This is a genomic window from Prevotella sp. PTAC, assembly GCF_013166535.1.
In the GTDB taxonomy this organism is placed as follows: domain Bacteria; phylum Bacteroidota; class Bacteroidia; order Bacteroidales; family Bacteroidaceae; genus Prevotella.
Window position 1 is genome coordinate 199,545 of record NZ_JABKKK010000006.1, and the last position, 17,164, is coordinate 216,708.

The 17,164-nt window shown below is 40.1% G+C and carries 19 protein-coding genes; 4 read left to right on the top strand and 15 right to left on the bottom strand.

Annotated features, from left to right (window positions below; genetic code table 11):
• Positions 1-67 precede the first annotated feature (67 nt).
• Entirely contained in the window at positions 68-769 is a 702-nt protein-coding gene (locus HPS53_RS06355; protein WP_172205150.1) for a DNA alkylation repair protein, read from the bottom strand.
• A 177-nt stretch (positions 770-946) separates the two neighbouring features.
• Between HPS53_RS06355 and lepA the strand changes: the two genes are divergently transcribed.
• Entirely contained in the window at positions 947-2,728 is a 1,782-nt protein-coding gene (gene lepA / locus HPS53_RS06360; RefSeq protein WP_104369972.1) for a translation elongation factor 4, read from the top strand.
• Between the two features lie 23 nt (positions 2,729-2,751).
• Positions 2,752-3,357, top strand: coding sequence for a Crp/Fnr family transcriptional regulator (locus HPS53_RS06365; RefSeq protein ID WP_104369971.1), 606 nt, complete (start codon positions 2,752-2,754; stop codon positions 3,355-3,357).
• A gap of 746 nt (positions 3,358-4,103) precedes the next feature.
• On the opposite strand, the gene HPS53_RS06370 is transcribed toward HPS53_RS06365, so the two are convergent.
• From HPS53_RS06370 to HPS53_RS06380, 3 genes are read right to left on the bottom strand one after another with little or no spacing between them, the layout of a single operon-like run.
• On the bottom strand, positions 4,104-5,108 hold the full coding sequence (locus HPS53_RS06370) for a HipA domain-containing protein (protein ID WP_172205153.1): 1,005 nt from the start codon (positions 5,106-5,108) through the stop codon (positions 4,104-4,106).
• On the bottom strand, positions 5,101-5,430 hold the full coding sequence (locus HPS53_RS06375; RefSeq protein WP_172205156.1) for a HipA N-terminal domain-containing protein: 330 nt from the start codon (positions 5,428-5,430) through the stop codon (positions 5,101-5,103). Before HPS53_RS06375 ends, HPS53_RS06370 begins: the two co-directional genes overlap by 8 nt.
• A gap of 14 nt (positions 5,431-5,444) precedes the next feature.
• Positions 5,445-5,627 (bottom strand): helix-turn-helix domain-containing protein, encoded by a 183-nt coding sequence (locus HPS53_RS06380; protein WP_253942836.1) that lies wholly within the window; start codon positions 5,625-5,627, stop codon positions 5,445-5,447.
• A 567-nt stretch (positions 5,628-6,194) separates the two neighbouring features.
• Between HPS53_RS06380 and HPS53_RS06385 the strand changes: the two genes are divergently transcribed.
• Positions 6,195-6,980, top strand: a complete 786-nt coding sequence (locus HPS53_RS06385; protein ID WP_172205159.1) for a metallophosphoesterase — start codon at positions 6,195-6,197, stop codon at positions 6,978-6,980.
• Positions 6,964-7,545, top strand: a complete 582-nt coding sequence (locus HPS53_RS06390; RefSeq protein WP_172205162.1) for a metallophosphoesterase — start codon at positions 6,964-6,966, stop codon at positions 7,543-7,545. Before HPS53_RS06385 ends, HPS53_RS06390 begins: the two co-directional genes overlap by 17 nt.
• Before the next feature lie 64 nt (positions 7,546-7,609).
• Here HPS53_RS06390 and HPS53_RS06395 read toward each other — a convergent pair whose 3' ends face one another.
• The 11 genes from HPS53_RS06395 to HPS53_RS12490 form a co-directional block, all read right to left on the bottom strand.
• A complete protein-coding gene (locus HPS53_RS06395; RefSeq protein WP_172205165.1) occupies positions 7,610-8,341 on the bottom strand; it encodes an antitoxin VbhA family protein in 732 nt (243 codons plus the stop codon).
• 9 nt (positions 8,342-8,350) lie between these two features.
• Positions 8,351-9,370 carry a virulence RhuM family protein gene (locus HPS53_RS06400; RefSeq protein WP_172205168.1) on the bottom strand — a complete coding sequence of 340 codons (1,020 nt, stop codon included), beginning with the start codon at positions 9,368-9,370 and terminating at the stop codon, positions 8,351-8,353.
• Between the two features lie 173 nt (positions 9,371-9,543).
• Entirely contained in the window at positions 9,544-9,870 is a 327-nt protein-coding gene (locus HPS53_RS06405) for a hypothetical protein (protein ID WP_172205171.1), read from the bottom strand.
• A gap of 1 nt (position 9,871) precedes the next feature.
• Positions 9,872-10,231, bottom strand: coding sequence for a hypothetical protein (locus HPS53_RS06410; protein WP_216651892.1), 360 nt, complete (start codon positions 10,229-10,231; stop codon positions 9,872-9,874).
• Positions 10,209-10,484, bottom strand: a complete 276-nt coding sequence (locus HPS53_RS06415; protein ID WP_216651893.1) for a hypothetical protein — start codon at positions 10,482-10,484, stop codon at positions 10,209-10,211. The genes HPS53_RS06410 and HPS53_RS06415 overlap by 23 nt, the downstream gene beginning before the upstream one ends.
• A gap of 1 nt (position 10,485) precedes the next feature.
• Positions 10,486-11,880, bottom strand: coding sequence for a hypothetical protein (locus HPS53_RS06420; RefSeq protein ID WP_172205180.1), 1,395 nt, complete (start codon positions 11,878-11,880; stop codon positions 10,486-10,488).
• 11 nt (positions 11,881-11,891) lie between these two features.
• Complete coding sequence (locus HPS53_RS06425; protein WP_172205183.1) at positions 11,892-13,595, bottom strand: LlaJI family restriction endonuclease; 1,704 nt, start codon at positions 13,593-13,595, stop codon at positions 11,892-11,894.
• Complete coding sequence (locus tag HPS53_RS06430) at positions 13,595-15,748, bottom strand: McrB family protein (protein ID WP_172205186.1); 2,154 nt, start codon at positions 15,746-15,748, stop codon at positions 13,595-13,597. The genes HPS53_RS06425 and HPS53_RS06430 overlap by 1 nt, the downstream gene beginning before the upstream one ends.
• Positions 15,730-16,416, bottom strand: a complete 687-nt coding sequence (locus HPS53_RS06435; protein WP_172205189.1) for a hypothetical protein — start codon at positions 16,414-16,416, stop codon at positions 15,730-15,732. The genes HPS53_RS06430 and HPS53_RS06435 overlap by 19 nt, the downstream gene beginning before the upstream one ends.
• Entirely contained in the window at positions 16,409-16,726 is a 318-nt protein-coding gene (locus tag HPS53_RS06440; RefSeq protein WP_172205192.1) for a DNA cytosine methyltransferase, read from the bottom strand. The genes HPS53_RS06435 and HPS53_RS06440 overlap by 8 nt, the downstream gene beginning before the upstream one ends.
• A 217-nt stretch (positions 16,727-16,943) precedes the next feature.
• Positions 16,944-17,164: hypothetical protein (locus HPS53_RS12490; RefSeq protein ID WP_216651894.1), on the bottom strand; the 221-nt coding region annotated here is incomplete at its 5' end.

The following is a 17,164-nucleotide window of genomic DNA, read 5'->3' on the forward strand; positions in this document are numbered from 1 at the left end:
TTTGTAAAGAAATAAAAATTGTTATGGATAGAATGATAAAGGAAGAAGAGCTCAGGATACGCTTAATTTATTTTCTCATCAGCCACTTTTTCTCTTCCTTTGAGAATTTTTCTATTGCATATCTCAGCATTGTGCGAGGCATCTCCGTTCTATAGGTATCAACAAATTCATATAGTCGTCTTGGATTCCGCTTACCTGCTTCCCGTAGCATCCATCCGATGGCTTTGTGGATTAAATCGTGCGGATGGTTCATCATTTTTAAGGCAAGGTTATATGTGTCGTCAAATTCATTTCGGCGTATGAATGAGATTGTGGATACAATGGCAATTCTATTGTTCCACAGCAGTTTACTCTCTGCCAAACGGTAAAGAATGTCGTGTGACTTGTCAACCAAATAGTTGCCTACAATCATTGGGGCAGATAGGTCGACGAGATCCCAATTGTTAATTCTATCAGTGTGTTTCAGATACATGTTAAACATTTCCCTCATGACATTATCGTTTCCTTTCTGGCATTTTCTCACCATTATCAGTAGGGCGCACAACCTCACTTCGTGATATTCGGAATTCAAAAGTTTTAAAATGTCTGATTTATCAATGTCAGCGTATTTTCGTGCTATTATTCTTGTGTGTGGTACGATAACTCCAAGAAATATGTCTCCTTCTCCATATTGTCCTTTGCCGGTTTTGAAAAAGCGTGGAAGAAAACGTTGTTTTTCTTCTGTTGCCAGAAGGCTTAATTCCTTGATAATATTATCAGCATTTGTCATACTTGTGGTTAGTATTATGTTTACTATGTGTAATATCTTTAATTTACTAACTAAATAACGGTGTGTTCCTTGTTTTAGTGCTGTATACTATTCAAAATTTGTTAAAAATAACTCTAGATTTATTTTGATGTTTGCATGATTTGCAGTAACTTTGCGTTTTAATAAACATGATAATAAATGAACCATATACGAAATTTCTGCATAATAGCACATATTGATCATGGAAAATCAACCCTTGCCGATCGTATGCTTGAATATACCAAAACAATACAAGTAACAGAGGGGCAGATGCTTGACAATATGGATTTGGAGCGTGAGCGTGGTATAACGATAAAAAGTCATGCTATCCAGATGGAGTATACTTATAAAAACGAGAAGTTCATACTCAATTTGATAGACACTCCGGGACATGTCGATTTTTCTTATGAGGTTTCGCGTAGTATAGCGGCATGTGAGGGTGCGCTTCTTGTTGTAGATGCCACACAGGGTGTGCAGGCTCAGACAATCTCCAATCTGTATATGGCGATAGACCATGATTTGGAAATAATACCGGTGATAAATAAGATAGATATGCCGAGTGCTATGCCTGATGAGGTAGAGGACGAAATTATAGACCTTATAGGGTGTGACCGCTCTGATATTATTAGAGCAAGCGGTAAGACAGGACATGGAGTGGAAGAGATATTGAATGCTGTTGTTGAGCGCGTCCCACATCCAGTCGGAGAAATAGAATCACCACTACAAGCTTTGATTTTCGACTCGGTATTCAATTCTTTTCGTGGAATAATCGCTTATTTCAAGATTGAAAATGGTACGATAAGACAAGGTGACAAGGTAAAGTTTTTCAATACCGGCATGGAATATACAGCCGATGAGATCGGAGTGTTGAAAATGGATATGCATCCTCGTAAACAGTTGAGTACGGGTGATGTGGGATATATAATAAGTGGAATAAAGGATAGTAAGGAGGTAAAGGTAGGTGATACGATAACTCACGTATCCTGTCCTTGCGATAAGGCAATAGAGGGGTTCCAGGAGGTAAAGCCCATGGTCTTTGCCGGTGTATATCCTATTGATCCGTCTGACTATGAGAACTTGCGTGCGTCTCTTGAAAAATTAAAGTTGAACGACGCTTCGTTGACTTTCTCACCGGAGTCTTCAATCGCTCTCGGATTTGGATTCAGATGCGGTTTTCTCGGCCTGTTGCATATGGAAATAATCCAGGAGCGTCTTGACCGCGAATTTAATATGGATGTAATAACAACAGTGCCGAACGTATCGTACATGTGTTATGACAAGCATGGCGAAGTGAAAGAGGTTCACAATCCGTCAGGACTTCCCGAGCAAACGTTGATAGATCATATAGAGGAGCCATATATCAGGGCTTCTATTATAACAGCGGCTGATTATATCGGTCCGATAATGACATTGTGTCTTGATAAACGAGGCGAGCTTATAGATCAGCAGTATGTGAGCGGCAATCGTGTGGAGTTGCATTTTATGTTACCTCTTGGTGAAATAGTCATTGATTTCTATGATAAATTAAAGAGTATATCTAAGGGGTATGCTTCATTTGATTATCATGTGGATTGTTTCAGGCCGTCGAAGTTGGCTAAGTTGGATATATTGTTGAATGGGGAACCAGTAGATGCTTTATCTACTTTGACACATCAGGATAATGCGGTGGCATTCGGTCGAAGGATGTGTGAGAAATTGAAAGAACTGATACCGAGACAGCAGTTTGACATAGCTATTCAGGCGGCAATTGGAGCAAAGATTGTTGCTCGCGAGACAATAAAGTGTGTCCGCAAAGATGTTACAGCCAAATGCTATGGTGGAGACGTGAGTCGAAAACGAAAATTGTTAGAGAAACAGAAAAAAGGCAAGAAGCGTATGAAGCAGATCGGCAATGTGGAAGTGCCGCAAAAGGCATTCCTTGCTGTATTGAAATTGGATTAATAAAATAATTAAGGAGGAGTTGTATGCCAAATATAGGACTGACAAAGCGCGATGTGGCAAGAGAATTAGCCAGACGTTACAGTACAATGTCTCATGACGAATTGGATGTATTGGAGAATGTTTTGGTTCCGATGAAATTTCAGAAAGGTGAGAAGATTCTTGTTAAGGGTGAGACGTGTACACATATATATTGGATAGTAAAAGGATTAGTCAGGCTGTTTTATCATAAAAATGGTAAAGAGGTGACTGAGCACATGGCGGTAGAAAACCACATTGTGATGAGTATAGAAAGTCTTTTCAAAGAAGAACCTACAGCTCTTGAAATAATAGCTCTTGAACCGACGGTTATATATGCGATGCCAAGGCCTATTTTGGAACAGGTAGCAATGAAAAGTGTGAACATACAAATATTGTATCGTAAGATATTAGAAGAATCGTTGATAGAAAGTCAAATCCATGCAGACTTGCTTCGTTTTGAGACAGCACAGGATAGATATTCAAAATTGGTTAAACGGCATCCTCAACTTGTTTTACGCGCTCCATTGGTTTATATTGCAAGCTATTTACAGATGACTCCAGAGACTTTAAGTCGTGTCAGAACATCATCTTTGCTAGAAGATAGAAAGTGAGAATTAAAGTTATATCTGCCATTATCTTGCGTCCATAGATAGATTGCGAATTTGAGTTTCAAGTATTGAAAGGAGGGTTTCTTAATTTGTTTAGTTTGTGGTAAAAGAAGGTAATGACTATTAATGAGCTGATCTGTTTTTCTTGAAATTGAAATTAATGATGATGTGGGTTTATTACATGAGAAATATTTTAATTGGAGCATTTGAACAGCTTAGACCTATTTAATGGAATAGTATACTTGTTCATCGTTGATGAGAATAATATGTACATGCAGGTAAGGCATTGTTATTAGAACGATGTATAAGTTAAAAGCATTCAGAGTACATTTTAGGGTAGATTCTAAATTACGTAGTTATATATAGTCATAACCAATGATAAAAAGGTAGAAAAGTGTCTACGTATAGTGTGAAGTACAATGGGCTTTTCACTTTCAAAGTTTTCAATGCTGCGGTGAAAAAATATACGAATTATCTTCCGACGCAGAAGTGGTTGATTTGTTGATATACAGATAAGTGTGACTCTAATCCGTACAAGTGACGTGAATTTTCTATGGTTGTAAGTTGCTAACCGTCTGCTACTTAAATCATTACAAGCCGCACTTGCCAAACCGACAACAGTGACTCAATGCAAAGAGAGCGATAATCTTCCGATTATCAAGGCAATATCCAAATTTTAACATTCACCTTCGCGTCCTGCGCCGTACAAAATCAGCAAAAATGCGCTTGTCTCAATTCTTTCCTAACAATCACTCCCAATCTCTGATGAAGCGTGTTATTCGCTCGTTGACGATACGGGTATAGTTACGTTTCGCTTTGTCTGGGAGGTAGCTTTGGGCAATGAGTTTTATTGCGCCATCTGGTAGGGAGGTGTACTTGTTGAGGATTTTATCCATACGTCTTTTTACCAAGCCGATTTTATGGCCGAATCTTTCAAAGTCAAGACGGCAGGGATGACCGGTTCTTTCAAATACATCACTTTTCTCAATGTCGGGTGATAGTCCTCCGTCAAGACCAAGATCATCTCCGTTGACATGGAGGCTGGTATTCAGAAGGTCGTATGCCGGAGCTAAGCGGTAATCCAGCCCATTAAGAATAAGGGAGAAATTTTTAAGGTGGGCATCTCCGTTTGCGTAGATATAGTTGAATACGACTAATTCAAAGAATCGTTCCATATCAACCATCCATGCAGCGACGTTTGCCCGAATTGCCTTGGCAATATCCTCGTAGCTACCATTATACTTGAAATGAAGGCCGGCGATCTGTTCGTTTTTGTCGACTAACGAAGCGAAATCTTCCATCGGCAGTTTTGAGCTGTCGGGCAGAATATCGAAACGGCGTGTGATATATACCGGCTGACCTTTGGATGTGAAACACAATCCATTAGCTGCGGTATGTATGCCATAGACCTGCGATGCTATCTGCATGGTAAGATGCTCATTGGCCGGAATCAGTTTACGTTCACGAAGCGTTTTATCCCAAGGTGCAGGTTTCAGTATATGAGTTGAGCGTTCATCGTCCCCCGCAATTCTGATTTCGCCCGATTTAATTATTGCAGGGAATTTTTCTTGCACACCAGAGACCGAAATACGGTGCATCGCCTCGGCAATCTCACCGGCATTTCTAAATTCATCAATATCAAAATTGAGAATAGGATTTACCTTTACTCCGTTAAAGAGCATTTTTGTCGCTTTGGGGCTATATGTATTAAAGCCATCTAAAAGTAGTGATGGACAGTTTTTTATTTCAGTCATTGTTAATCCTCCTTATATTTACCGCTCCGATGAAGTCTTTGTCTGCCATTGCTTCAAGCAGTCCGAAAAAATCATTCTCATCAATTTTTAGCGAACGGCATATAACCCGTCGATTGGCTCCTTCAGGAACCATATTAGAAAAAAATGGGAAAAGATGCTCGGAATTGAATGCGGTGCTTTGCTTGGGTAAAGTCGCTGAAATCGGAGGCAATGCGGAATTTATATAGTCTTCTTTGTACTGGAACGTATAGTCTGCACCGGGATATTTTTCAGTAAGTATTCCGGCTTCTGTATCATTGTAATATACAGCTAATTCTCTCATCTGTCAACGGGTAATTATATAGTCTGTCGTACCTTATAATCTATCTCGATACCAAGTACTTCAAGAATCTTCTTTACGGTGTTTAGTGCAGGATTTCCCTTGCCACGCTCAATATCCTTGATTGTGGCAACTCCGACCTGCGCCATTTCAGCGAGATCTTGTTGTGTGAGGGATAGGATTTCCCTACGTTGCTTCATTATATCTTTAAGCTCCATAGTATGACATAATAAACTTTTGTGCAAATATAGCACGAAATTCTGACGCAACCAAATAAAGGTATAATAAACCATACTTTTGAAATGAAAATTGTATAATGGAGTATTCGGAGCGCGTAAAGGTATCATATATTATACTTTTTATTGGTTGAATAAGCGTAAAATACTCGCCCCTCTTAAAAATAATTTGGTTGAATTGTGAAAAAGTATTAACTTTGCGCCCGCAAATTCTGAAACAGATGTTTAGACAGCACTATAATATACCAACTACAACAGCCATTCAGAGCTTAAAACGCTCCGAATGCATGACTTGTGTGCTGTCAGCAAATACAACATCATTACGCGGATATTCCCGACTGCGTTGTTTCAGTGGCTCTACCGAGATAAATTAATCGTCAAAACAGACGAACTGAAATACACCAACTGTCGGAAAGTCTTTACCAACTTCCCGATAGTTGTTTTTTGTGTCCATACTGGTATAACCTTCTCCACCACGATTAACTGCGGACATAGTAAGTACTAACGATTCAACAACTAAACAAAAAATGTATGAAAATCCAATACGCATCTGATTTACATCTGGAGTTTCATGAAAACAGCAGATGGCTCAAAGATAATCCCTTACTGCCCGTCGGCGACATACTCGTTCTTGCCGGTGACATCGGTTATCTCGGAGATGAAAACTACGACCGGCATCCGTTCTGGAATTGGTGTGCCGAGAACTTCCGGCAGACAATAGTCATTCCGGGTAATCATGAACTCTACAAAAGTTTCGACATCAACGAGCTTCATGAAGGGTGGCAACTCAACATTCGCCCAAATGTAAAGGCGGTCTATAATTGTGTTATTCCCATATCTCAGGATATAGAGCTTATAGTATCTACTCTTTGGGCAAAAATTCCTCCCCACGAGGAATTCCAGACCGAGCGAGGTGTAACCGATTTCCATAGAATACGCAACGGACAGTTCCGACTTTCTGCTCAGCGTTTCAATCAGGAACATGAAATGTGCCGCGAATTCATTGAGCGGAGTATGGCTGAAAGTAAGGCTCGGCACGTTATTGTCGCCACACACCATGTACCGTCTTTTGCGTTGATGGCTGATGAGTTCAAAAGAAGTCCAATCAACGGCGCATTCACCGTGGAATTGGGCAACTATATAGCCGACAGTCGTATAGACTATTGGATATACGGTCATTCACATCGAAACATAAACAAAATAATAGGCAATACCCGGTGTATCTGCAATCAGCTTGGCTACACATTCCACGGAGAGCAGACCAGCTTCCGCCGGGATGCCATTATAGAAATTGAAGACAATGAACTACAAATTTGACGGGGATAAGGTGTTTTTTACATCGGATACCCATTTCAATCATACCAATATCATCCAATATTGTCAGCGTCCTTTCAAAAGCACTGATGAGATGAACGAGGCGATGATAGACAACTGGAATAGTGTTGTCGGTGAAGACGATACTGTGTTCCACCTTGGAGACTTTTGCCTTGGAGGCGCAGAAGAGTGGAATAAGATTCTTAATCAACTCAACGGCCGGATTTATCTGATTCTCGGTAATCACGATCTCAAAAACATCAGGCAGGGCTTTATCGAACGCTTTGAACACGTTGCAATGGCAATGCGTATAGAGATTGGGAAAAAGAAAATCTACCTCAGTCACTATCCCTACCTGTGTTTTGAGGGAGGGTACAAGGATGATGTCTGGCAGTTGTTCGGACACGTTCACACTCGTTCCTCTAACACCGGAATAGATGCCGGTCGTCTCCAGTATCTTTATCCAACGCAACTTGATGTCGGAGTTGACAACAACAACTTCACCCCACTGTCATTCGAGCAAGTAAGGGCAAAAATCCTGAAACAAATCGAAACTACGAGGAAATAAAACTATAAAACGCTCCAGGTGGCTATGCTTGGAGCGTTTTAGTTTGATGATTGTCTGTTATTTATCAGATATTCCAATACTTTACGCGGAAATTGGCTAAAGTGTCAAATATCTCATGTAAATCCATTCCCATATATGGAGACTCTTGTTGTTCAATTCCTTCAAATACCTTTCTTCCGGCATACTCTCCAGAAGGCTCGGTATAGCGATTGTTGATGTATATTACCTCAATGACTTTCCCCTTATAGCACCCAAGTATATGAGTCGCAACATCAAAATTTCCCTCCTTAATCGGCCAATACTTTCTTGTGCAATCATAAAGACTACTGCGGTATAACGGATGCTTTCTATCATTTCGTTGCATAGCCTCGTATGAGTTCTTTATGTTGACAAAAATCAGTTTTTCAGAGGATTTTCCCGACAAAAGTTCCTCTCTCTTTATCTTCTTATCAAGTTCTGCGTATAGAACTGGGCGCAGTTTTCGGTTGTATTCTTCGATTTCCTTTATTCTTGGAGAATTGGGAGGGATGATTTCATATCCTCCATCAAGTTCAGATTTAGGCTCTACATATTCCGTATTTCCATAGTGCTCCTTTAACCGTTGGCTTACTTCGTCACGAGTTATTTCGCCCTTTACGTTTCTGATTGCCAAATCAAGCAGAAACGCCGAGACCCTCTGTTCGGCTGCACCTTGAAGACCGATACTGATAAGCCACGCATCTGCCTTCTCGTTTATTTCAGAGTTATCGCTATGCGACAATTCCACAAGCTCGTTATATTTTTCTTCGTATGTCATGGCTATTGATTATTCGGTGTCCGATGAAAGAATGTTGTCATTGAAACGGTCGAAGTCCGATTGGAAAAGGCGGTCTTGGACAATGCGGTATTTCTCAAACTCCGATTCAGCAAAGCTCTTGGCAAATTCAGCAGCTACCTTTCCGGCATCAGTTAGAACTGCATCGCCAGTTGCTTCAAGTATAATGTCAATACGTTTCGCCCAATCCTCCATTGTCATAGGGATATGCCGCTTTGCCATTCGCTCAGCCATATCAAGGACGGCATTTACAAGACGCCCCATGCCTTCAAGCTCGTTCTCCTTGAGATAATTCTTGGCGATACTGACATCGGGCTTTACGATTTTCCCGTGAGGAGCATTTTCCCATGTGGTCAGTCCCATGTGTTCCTTCTCCGCATCGGCTCTTTCAACAATCAATTCAGCTGCGGTGTGTCCATGCACTGCATAGTGCATCTTATTTTGTACCTTCTTGAAGAAAAGCCGTGTGGTCGGAGCATCTCGGTTATAGTCAATCGCGGTTGAGTATATATCCGTCAATTTTTGATAAAAACGGCGCTCGCTCAGACGTATCTCCCGAATCTCAGCCAACAGATGCTCAAAATAATCCTCTCCGATAAACGAACCGTTCTCCATCCGCTTCTTATCAATCACATATCCACGAATGGCAAACTGACGCAAAATATACGTACACCACTGTCTGAACTGTGTGGCTCGGGTGCTGTTCACACGATAACCAACTGATATGATGGCATCAAGATTGTAGAATGCAGTGTTATATGTCTTACCATCTGAGGCAGTTGTTTCCATTTTGGAAATAACTGATCGCTCTGAAAGTTCACCACTCTCAAAGATGTTTTTAAGATGCTTGCTTATAGCCGGAACTCCAACATCAAAAAGTTCCGCCATAGCCTTCTGCGTACACCACACAGATTCGTTATGGTACACAACCTGCACACCATCTTCCTTCCCCTCAATCTGAAAAATCAGGAACTCCGCCGTGCTATTTCGTATCTCAAATCGCTCAATCATAATGTTATCACATTTAATAATAGCTTTCTATCGGATACTTTACTTTAAATAAAGGTGTCATATCAAAGCTTATTAAATACATCATTCAAGCTACTGTTTTCGTAGTGTCCAAATATGCTTATTGCTGTCGGTGTATCCGCTGTATGTATCTAAGCCATCTAAGTACATAAACATTAGAATATATGATGAAGGCCGCTATTTACAAAACCTCCATGTCTCTTATAGTACTCAGTAAATGCCGCAACATAGTGAGACATTATCAGAACGGTGTCACTGTTACTGGGTAGGATTTCATTGTCCAACAAGTCTAAGAAGTCAGCGGATGGCTCTCCTTCAAAGAAGTCTTTAGATTTTTGAAGGATGCGATTTAGTGAAGTTACCTTTATTGGTTTCAAAGTATCATTTGGAGCTTTTTTAGACATATCCTTCATTTCAAGATATGTAGCCTTTAGCATTTCTGCTAAGAGATTGTATTCATCCGAACTTTTGTTGTTTCTCATATCATTTCGTTTTTTTCCATTCATAGTGGGGTAAGGTTTCGTTCCAGTCCTCACCGACATACTCTGAGTTAGAGATTTTGAATTTATCCATACTTGCTATGTATAATTCAAGCATAACCACGACATCACTATTTTGAGGCATTGTGTCATTATCAAATCCATCGAAGTCTGTATCGGGACGTTTATCTCTTAATAAGGTATTACATTGTTTCAGAATTTTATTGATTTGATCAAGTTTAAATTCCGAAATAATATCACTCGGCTTCTTCGTTGATAGAGTAGTCATACTTTTAGTAATGGATACTAAAAGAGGATAAACAGCTTCAAACTTATCAATATCACGAGAGGTAATCATAATCACTTGAATTTAGTTCAGCTTCATATAAAGAGAGCACAAGTAGTACATCACTATTTGTTGGCAAAACGGCTTCATCAAATAGTTCAAATCCAGCAATAGGAAGTTCGCCTTGTAAGATATTGTTAATTTCTTCGATAGCAGAATTGACGAGTTCAAGTTTGAACGTGTTGAGCTGGTCATTTGGCTTTTTATCTGACAGGCGTCTGAAATCAGCTGCCAATTGTCTAATTTGTCGCTTTGCTTTCTTCATTTTCATTTTACATTGGGCATTTTCGTATAAATTCTACATAAAGCTTTTTGAGCACCTCATAAGGTGCCCTTTGCTTATTTTCATATATAGAAACCATCTGTTTAAGGTCTTCATCGGTTAGAACCAGTATGCACTTTCTCTGACCTGACCATAAATCAATAAGGTATTGTCTTATGTTTTTGGGAGGTCGATTTCGAGTAACAATCACACCGAATTTTCCAAAATTATCACATAGGTATCTATTTACCTGAGAAATATGGTCACGAGTAAGGGTAGCAACATTCTTCAATTCAAACACAATTTGACGAGAATTGTAAGTCTCGAATATTTCTCGGAGGAATTGATGGGAAACGTTATTATAAAAAACGAGGTCTCTTATCTGCGTACCTGATTCAATCCTTGATTGAGCATCAGCAAAATCAAGATGTGGATAAAGCATTGAAGATAATAGTTTACAAATTAGTGTTTCGTATTTTTTATCTGCATTGTCTTCTTTTCCGGTAGGTAGTTTAATAATATCTGCAAGAGTTCTTTTAGCAGAAGATATAGGTATCTGCTTAAAAAGAGGATCACTCTTTAGCGCAGAGATAGAAGCCTCTTTTGAGGTGGTGTAGCCTTGGACAATAGCATAATTGACGCGGTTATAGTCTATCACGTCATAGCGGGTCTTATTTCTTAATTGTTCTTCGACGTGCTCGGGATAATAAGCAGAAAAGTACTCGTCAGGATTAAGCCAAGGCGAATATCTAAGCCAATGTTTGGGAACGAAAAGTATTGGTTTCTTTGTAGAAGGATTTATAGGAAGAATAGTCGCGGTTTCCTCAAACCGTCTATTACGGAAATTATAACATGTAATTTTAGCCTTTGAGGTTGGTATACCGTGCCTTTCGCATTGGTCTATTGTATAATCTTTCAGATGATTAGAAAGAATATTTGAAGCAAAGTCACATATCCTATCTTTTGAAATATTCCTTACCAAAAGTTGAACTTCCTCAATATGACTAAACCCTTTACACTTTATTTGGGGGACTTGTTGAAAAAGGGTAAGAATTTGAGAGGCCAACTCAACCCCGATTCTCTTTCCATCCTTAGTCTTTGCAGTGCCTAAACCAACAGCGGGACATTCAGAGGCGTACCTAATAGTCTCAATAGCCTCTGTCATCTTACCATTGGAATAAAGCCAACCCCAATAGTTGAAAGTTTCAACTATTGAATTATGTAAAGAATTGTCGGTAATGGAGTTAGATTTCCAGAGTAGAAATGGATCTATGTAAAGAGGTATATCCTCATCAATGAAAGGTATACAGAAATCGGCATCCGCTTGGCTGAGTAATATCTTATGATAGTCAATCAGTCTCGGACGAACAAGTAAATCAATATTTGGATCTTTTACCGTTTCCATTGTTGGGATTATTAGTAAAGATTAAACTCTAACAAAATATCACTGTATTTGGCTTTAAGTCCCTCAGAATCCTCGTGTCCCTTTTCAAGTGCCAAGAGAAGTGTACTGTCAAAATGGTAGATTTTACCAGTTAACTCGCGGAAGTTGCGAGTTACGAAATCTTCCATTTCCTCACGCGCAATATTGAATTTGAAAAATTCATATTTGCCATTAAGTAAGCCGATGATTTGATTGCGGAAGCGGAGGCGAGTATGTTCCTTGAACTCGTCTCTGACGCTTTGATGTGGCGACACGAAAAGCGCGAGGACGTAGAGGAAGTTAATGTCGTAATGCGATAGCCAAAGGGTATCGCGGTCAAACAAGCGGTTAACGAAGTGTCTGCTTACGGCATAATTCTTTCCGTCATGTGCCTTATGCAGATGTAGTCCTGGTTCGTTGTAGTTGAAATCCTTATCAATCTCCGCGCTGATGAAGAAGTTAGGCGTAACGTTGTAGCCGTCGGTCAATGGGTCAAGGTACGGTAACGCTCCCTTGCTGACCGCATCTTCTCCATAACGGAGCCAAAGGTCAAGATTGAAATGGATTACGTTGCGAGCGTAGGTATATTGCTTGTATTCGGAATTGCCGTGTACGGAAGCCCCAATTTTATAATATTTGCTGTCTCCGATGTGGTAGATGTCGGTGGAAGTAACAAGAGATTGGAATGGATAGATGTGGTCTACAATCTTTCCGTCGCGTTGGTCGCGGAGTGCGGCTGGGATGTTTTTGTCAGAAATAAGTTCATCAATCATCGTTTCAAAAACGATGTCGAAGTCAGAGACAAAAAGATATTCCGACGCATCAGGTTTCGCGGCCATTTGCTCCACCATTGCGAAGAAGCAATAACATAAGTTCCAAAGTTGGAGAGCCTTATCAGAAAAATACTTGTATTTAATCTGAAGGAGTCGGGCTTTGCCAAGTCCGGCAAGATAGCTGTCAAACTTTGGGCCTTTAATCAACTCGTAATTGAACGTGATATTTATAGGAAATCCATACTTTTCACGGACATAGTAAAGAATTGAGTAAAAGATAATGAGCAATTCTTCATCGAAGTTGATTTGCTTCTTCTTGTTTACTATTTCGACAAAATGCGGAACGTTGTCTTTGACAAAAGCGGTCTTAGTCGCTATGGTCTTCTGCCAGTTGATTTTATTATAACCGCTGTGAATGTTCTTGATAATGAACATGAACCAATCGCGGTTTTCATTAGCGAATTTAATGAGCGAGAGGATAATGTCAATCAACGTACCGTCGGTGTTCTGACCGTTAAGGCTCACGTTGGAGAATTGCTTACGATAGACAATGCGCGAGCGTTGGTCTTTGGGCAATTCATCATTTATCCTCACGAACTCCGCAATTGCACGGTAAATCCATGTGGAGAGGTTATAAATAAAATCGCGCTGCTCGGAGTTGAGCATTTCATCGCGGAAGGCTTTATCAACGTCGATGATGTCGAATGGATGAAACTTGCCGAAGACGGTTTCGGCATGGGCGTTTTCGTTATAGTCAAGGATAACCTTAGGAAGAATGAAAACGCAGTCGCGGATTGAAGGATTATAGTAGTACCCGACATTAGGGATGCGGCAAAAGCCATCGGACTCGTATGGCTGATCGCCACCGAGTAGACCTCTGACTTTGTCGGCGGGATATGGGAAATCCTCAATCAGTAGTTTCATCAGTCAGATATATTTTGCGTAAGGCCACCAGGGAAGATTGATGGATAATAATCAACAAATCTTTTAATGGCGAGATAATAAGAATCGGGCCAAAGAGAAATAACACTGAATACTTTTCCATCACTAGAAGTAAATGGGTCCTTGTACCAGCGCATCCGGCCATTTTCATCTCGTCCAAGTTCTTCAGCGGTGCCGAGCCTCAAACAAGAACCATTCTCATAAGTTTTCTTAACAATGTTATCAAAGTCTTGTCTCAAGGAGTCAAAAGTCATTGTTTGGCAAAGCGTATCAATCACTTTACGAACTACTTTCCCTATTCCGGAATAATACTCTCCGTCAAGAATATAAGAATACTTTGAGCCTTTAGAGCGGTGGTTATCTTCTATGTGATTGTCATCGCCATAGCCAATTGCTGGTTCATTTGCTGTTGTATCGTCATCGTTACGAATTGCGTATTCAACAGGCGTATGTCGTTTTACCCCGAGAGTTTCGAGGAAATCTATGACATGGTTTGACTGTGGCTCTCCACTTGCATTGAAAAAAGAGGTAAAAGCGAATTTCTTACCAAACGCAGAATCAGACTTTTCAAGTTGAGCATGGTCCTTAATAACATCGTTCCAAATATAGAAAAGAGCTTTGCTAACAAACAATGTCCAATCAATATGTCCATTTTCATCAGGTTTAATGAACCAATAGCCAAGTTGCTTATCTTCATTTTTAGTAAGATCGTAAATTTTAGCATTTACGAGTTCGATAAACGAAGTCCACTTATATAAAGCTCCGTTGACATTAAGAATATGTTCTTTATCTCCCGGTTTTATTGCCGTATATCTCCAATCCCAACGACGTTTGAAAGCTGAGTCAATAGGGAAAAGCGATTGATCCGAAGTATTCATTGTCGCGTAAATGAACATATTTGCGGGCAACCGCATTTCTTGCCCCAACGCAATTTCAAGGGGGATGTTGGGAATCTCACCTAACTGGGAGGCAAGATAGTTCTGTAAATCGGTATCAGGCTGAATTGTATAGCTTGATTCTCCATCAGAGCTGCGATCAAGGAGCTGGAATATATCGCCGAAAATCTGAGCGCAATTTCCTCGGTTAATCTCTTCAATAACGAGAAAGAATGGTTTTGATAGGTCAGTCCACGCTTTTACATATGCATTTACAAAAGCTTGTGGAGTAAAACGGTATTCAATATTACCATTTTTCATAGTTGGCTTAAAACAACCAACGAAAGAAGAGTAATCGGTGTCGGGGTGGAATGTGGTTCTTATATTACGTTTCTTAGCTCGTTCGTTAATTATTCGTTGTACCTCAAATGATTTACCAGTTCCAGGTGCGCCGAAATAAATTACTTGGCGAGGTTCTCTACTTGCAAATGGTTTCGGCGCACAATAGAGGAAGAATTGAGTCCCTCGCTTTTCAGCATAATATTCAGGATAATATTTATTGACGAAAGATGCAAAAACGCTAAAACCCTCTGCCTTAGGGTTGTTTTTAAGATACCATGAAGTTCCATCAACAACAAACTCGTCCTCCCAATAAGAGTCGTCGTTGTGGTCATCAGCACGGAAGTAAAGATTGAAACCTTCTGCAATGGAACGGAATGTGCCATCAGCATAATTGGTTACAATCAGACGGTTGAAGAAGCCCTCAAACTTATCATTGGCATACAAATGCAAAAGAACAGAACGGACAAATTGCCTGAAAGAATTTGCCGTTAAAATTTCTTCTGCAATAATGGTTTCTTGCTCTCCGTATTTTTCAAGAAGCTCACGATATTCGCGTTCTTTGGATTGAAAAAAGAATTCAATAGGAACATTTTCATTAAGAAGTTTTCCAGACCAATCATAAAGATTCCATGTATTAGGCTCAATTTCAAGAAAAAGGAATTGGTCGCGGAAATTTTTAGACAGAGCGTGCCACCCATCAAGATAGGCTTGGATAGGTTTGTCGGAGTCTTCATATGTCGCGACAATATATTCAGCCATTTTCCAAATGGAATTAGCCCTTGTGCCAAGTCCATCTTTTAGGAGGGGGGGTCTGCCAGTCGTTCTATAAGTACCTTTATTGGTTTGCGAACTATAGAATGTTGCAAATCGTTCAAGATTCGACTGAAGTTCTTGTTGGGTTAGTATTGCTTTTTCCATAATTCAAAGGCTTTATGAGATTGTGGATAAGGAGAAGAGGCTCCAATAGGAAATCCCATCAGGTATTCGGCGTGCAGAGCCGTTGGTTTTCCAAATACTCTGACGTATTTAGCGCAAGAGGGGTGTTTCATCATTGACTTGTAATGATAGTTGCCCATCGTAGTTGGAGTATGTATATAAATAGGATCATTAGGGTTCTGCTTTTGAATCCATGTTTCAGTTGTTTCAAAAACAGCGTCTATCTCGTCTTGGTGTGGAACGACATCATCAAACAAATGCGTTAGATGACGATTAACAAGGATTCGGAACGCAGTTGCAGCAGCGATTGGAGCCTGAGCATTTCCAACGCCTCTTTTTTGAGGTGCTAATACAGGAACTGGAGATGGGTATTCTATTTCATGTGGATTTGTGTGCCAAAATTTGGCAGAAAATCTCGGCAAAGTAGTAATATGGTCTGCTACTTTTTTGAATACCTCATCATCTTTGACTGCAAGAAGCCAAAAGCGAGGACGTTTGTGGTCAGCATGAATATCTTGACAAGCAAGTCTGCAACGCTCTACGCGATAGCCTAACATTTCCAAATCTTTAGCGGCTTGATCTATAGCTATTATAGTAACATTTTCGCCAAAGACAATAGGTGCATTTGATTTGATGATAAAGTCAAGCATATAAGGCCACAATTTTTTTTTCTTCGATATTGTTACCATGAGCTGCGTAACTAAATGCCTGACAAGGAAATCCCCCGCACAATATGTCAAATTGTCCAACGAAGTCTTCTCCGTTTAGGACAGTAATATCATCATAAATGGGAAACTTGTCCATCCATCCGTCTTTTTGGCGTTGGATAAGAACATCTTGGCAGAACTTGTTAATTTCAACACCAGCACAACAGTGGTGACCTAACATTTCACCACCATAGATGCCGCCGCCAATTCCAGCAAACAAGTGAAACTCATTTATTTTATTACCATTGGGCATATTGAAATATTGCGATATAAAGTAAGAACTTCCGAGTAGGCAGACAGGCGACCAAACCTTTTTGCGACTACAAGGAAGTTCATTAAATATGTTGAATATAAGTTATTACTTACATTGGGTGGTCTATTCGTCTGCGCAAGCGCGTTTTAGATTGCAAAGTTACGAAAAATCTCTGGAAAAGACGAATAAAAAGAGACAAATGTCTTCGTAACGCCTGTCAATAAGGCGTTTGCGGAGCCAAATGAGGACAGGCGAGAAACCGGGGTAATGCAAAGGAAAGAGGATTTATGAAGCAGAACGGTCTCCAAATCGTTACCCGCCGGATGGTGATTTTTAACACACCGTGTTGTATCTGGCAGCTTGTGGCATAGGTTGGCATATCAAGGTCTAACTCGTTGAGTAATAACTTTGCAAACAAAAAACGAGTATGGCAAGAAG

Bases quoted from the DNA above. Each gene is read 5' to 3' on its own strand.
- lepA (WP_104369972.1), top strand. From the start codon at position 947: ATGAACCATATACGAAATTTCTGCATAATAGCACATATTGATCATGGA.
- HPS53_RS06395 (WP_172205165.1), bottom strand. From the start codon at position 8,341: ATGACATACGAAGAAAAATATAACGAGCTTGTGGAATTGTCGCATAGC.
- HPS53_RS06420 (WP_172205180.1), bottom strand. From the start codon at position 11,880: ATGGAAACGGTAAAAGATCCAAATATTGATTTACTTGTTCGTCCGAGA.
- HPS53_RS06400 (WP_172205168.1), bottom strand. From the start codon at position 9,370: ATGATTGAGCGATTTGAGATACGAAATAGCACGGCGGAGTTCCTGATT.
- HPS53_RS06375 (WP_172205156.1), bottom strand. From the start codon at position 5,430: ATGAGAGAATTAGCTGTATATTACAATGATACAGAAGCCGGAATACTT.
- HPS53_RS06405 (WP_172205171.1), bottom strand. From the start codon at position 9,870: ATGAGAAACAACAAAAGTTCGGATGAATACAATCTCTTAGCAGAAATG.
- HPS53_RS06390 (WP_172205162.1), top strand. From the start codon at position 6,964: ATGAACTACAAATTTGACGGGGATAAGGTGTTTTTTACATCGGATACC.
- HPS53_RS06430 (WP_172205186.1), bottom strand. From the start codon at position 15,748: ATGGAAAAAGCAATACTAACCCAACAAGAACTTCAGTCGAATCTTGAA.
- HPS53_RS06440 (WP_172205192.1), bottom strand. From the start codon at position 16,726: ATGCCCAATGGTAATAAAATAAATGAGTTTCACTTGTTTGCTGGAATT.
- HPS53_RS06380 (WP_253942836.1), bottom strand. From the start codon at position 5,627: ATGAAGCAACGTAGGGAAATCCTATCCCTCACACAACAAGATCTCGCT.
- HPS53_RS06435 (WP_172205189.1), bottom strand. From the start codon at position 16,416: ATGCTTGACTTTATCATCAAATCAAATGCACCTATTGTCTTTGGCGAA.
- HPS53_RS06355 (WP_172205150.1), bottom strand. From the start codon at position 769: ATGACAAATGCTGATAATATTATCAAGGAATTAAGCCTTCTGGCAACA.
- HPS53_RS06370 (WP_172205153.1), bottom strand. From the start codon at position 5,108: ATGACTGAAATAAAAAACTGTCCATCACTACTTTTAGATGGCTTTAAT.
- HPS53_RS06365 (WP_104369971.1), top strand. From the start codon at position 2,752: ATGCCAAATATAGGACTGACAAAGCGCGATGTGGCAAGAGAATTAGCC.
- HPS53_RS06385 (WP_172205159.1), top strand. From the start codon at position 6,195: ATGAAAATCCAATACGCATCTGATTTACATCTGGAGTTTCATGAAAAC.
- HPS53_RS06425 (WP_172205183.1), bottom strand. From the start codon at position 13,595: ATGAAACTACTGATTGAGGATTTCCCATATCCCGCCGACAAAGTCAGA.
- HPS53_RS06415 (WP_216651893.1), bottom strand. From the start codon at position 10,484: ATGAAAATGAAGAAAGCAAAGCGACAAATTAGACAATTGGCAGCTGAT.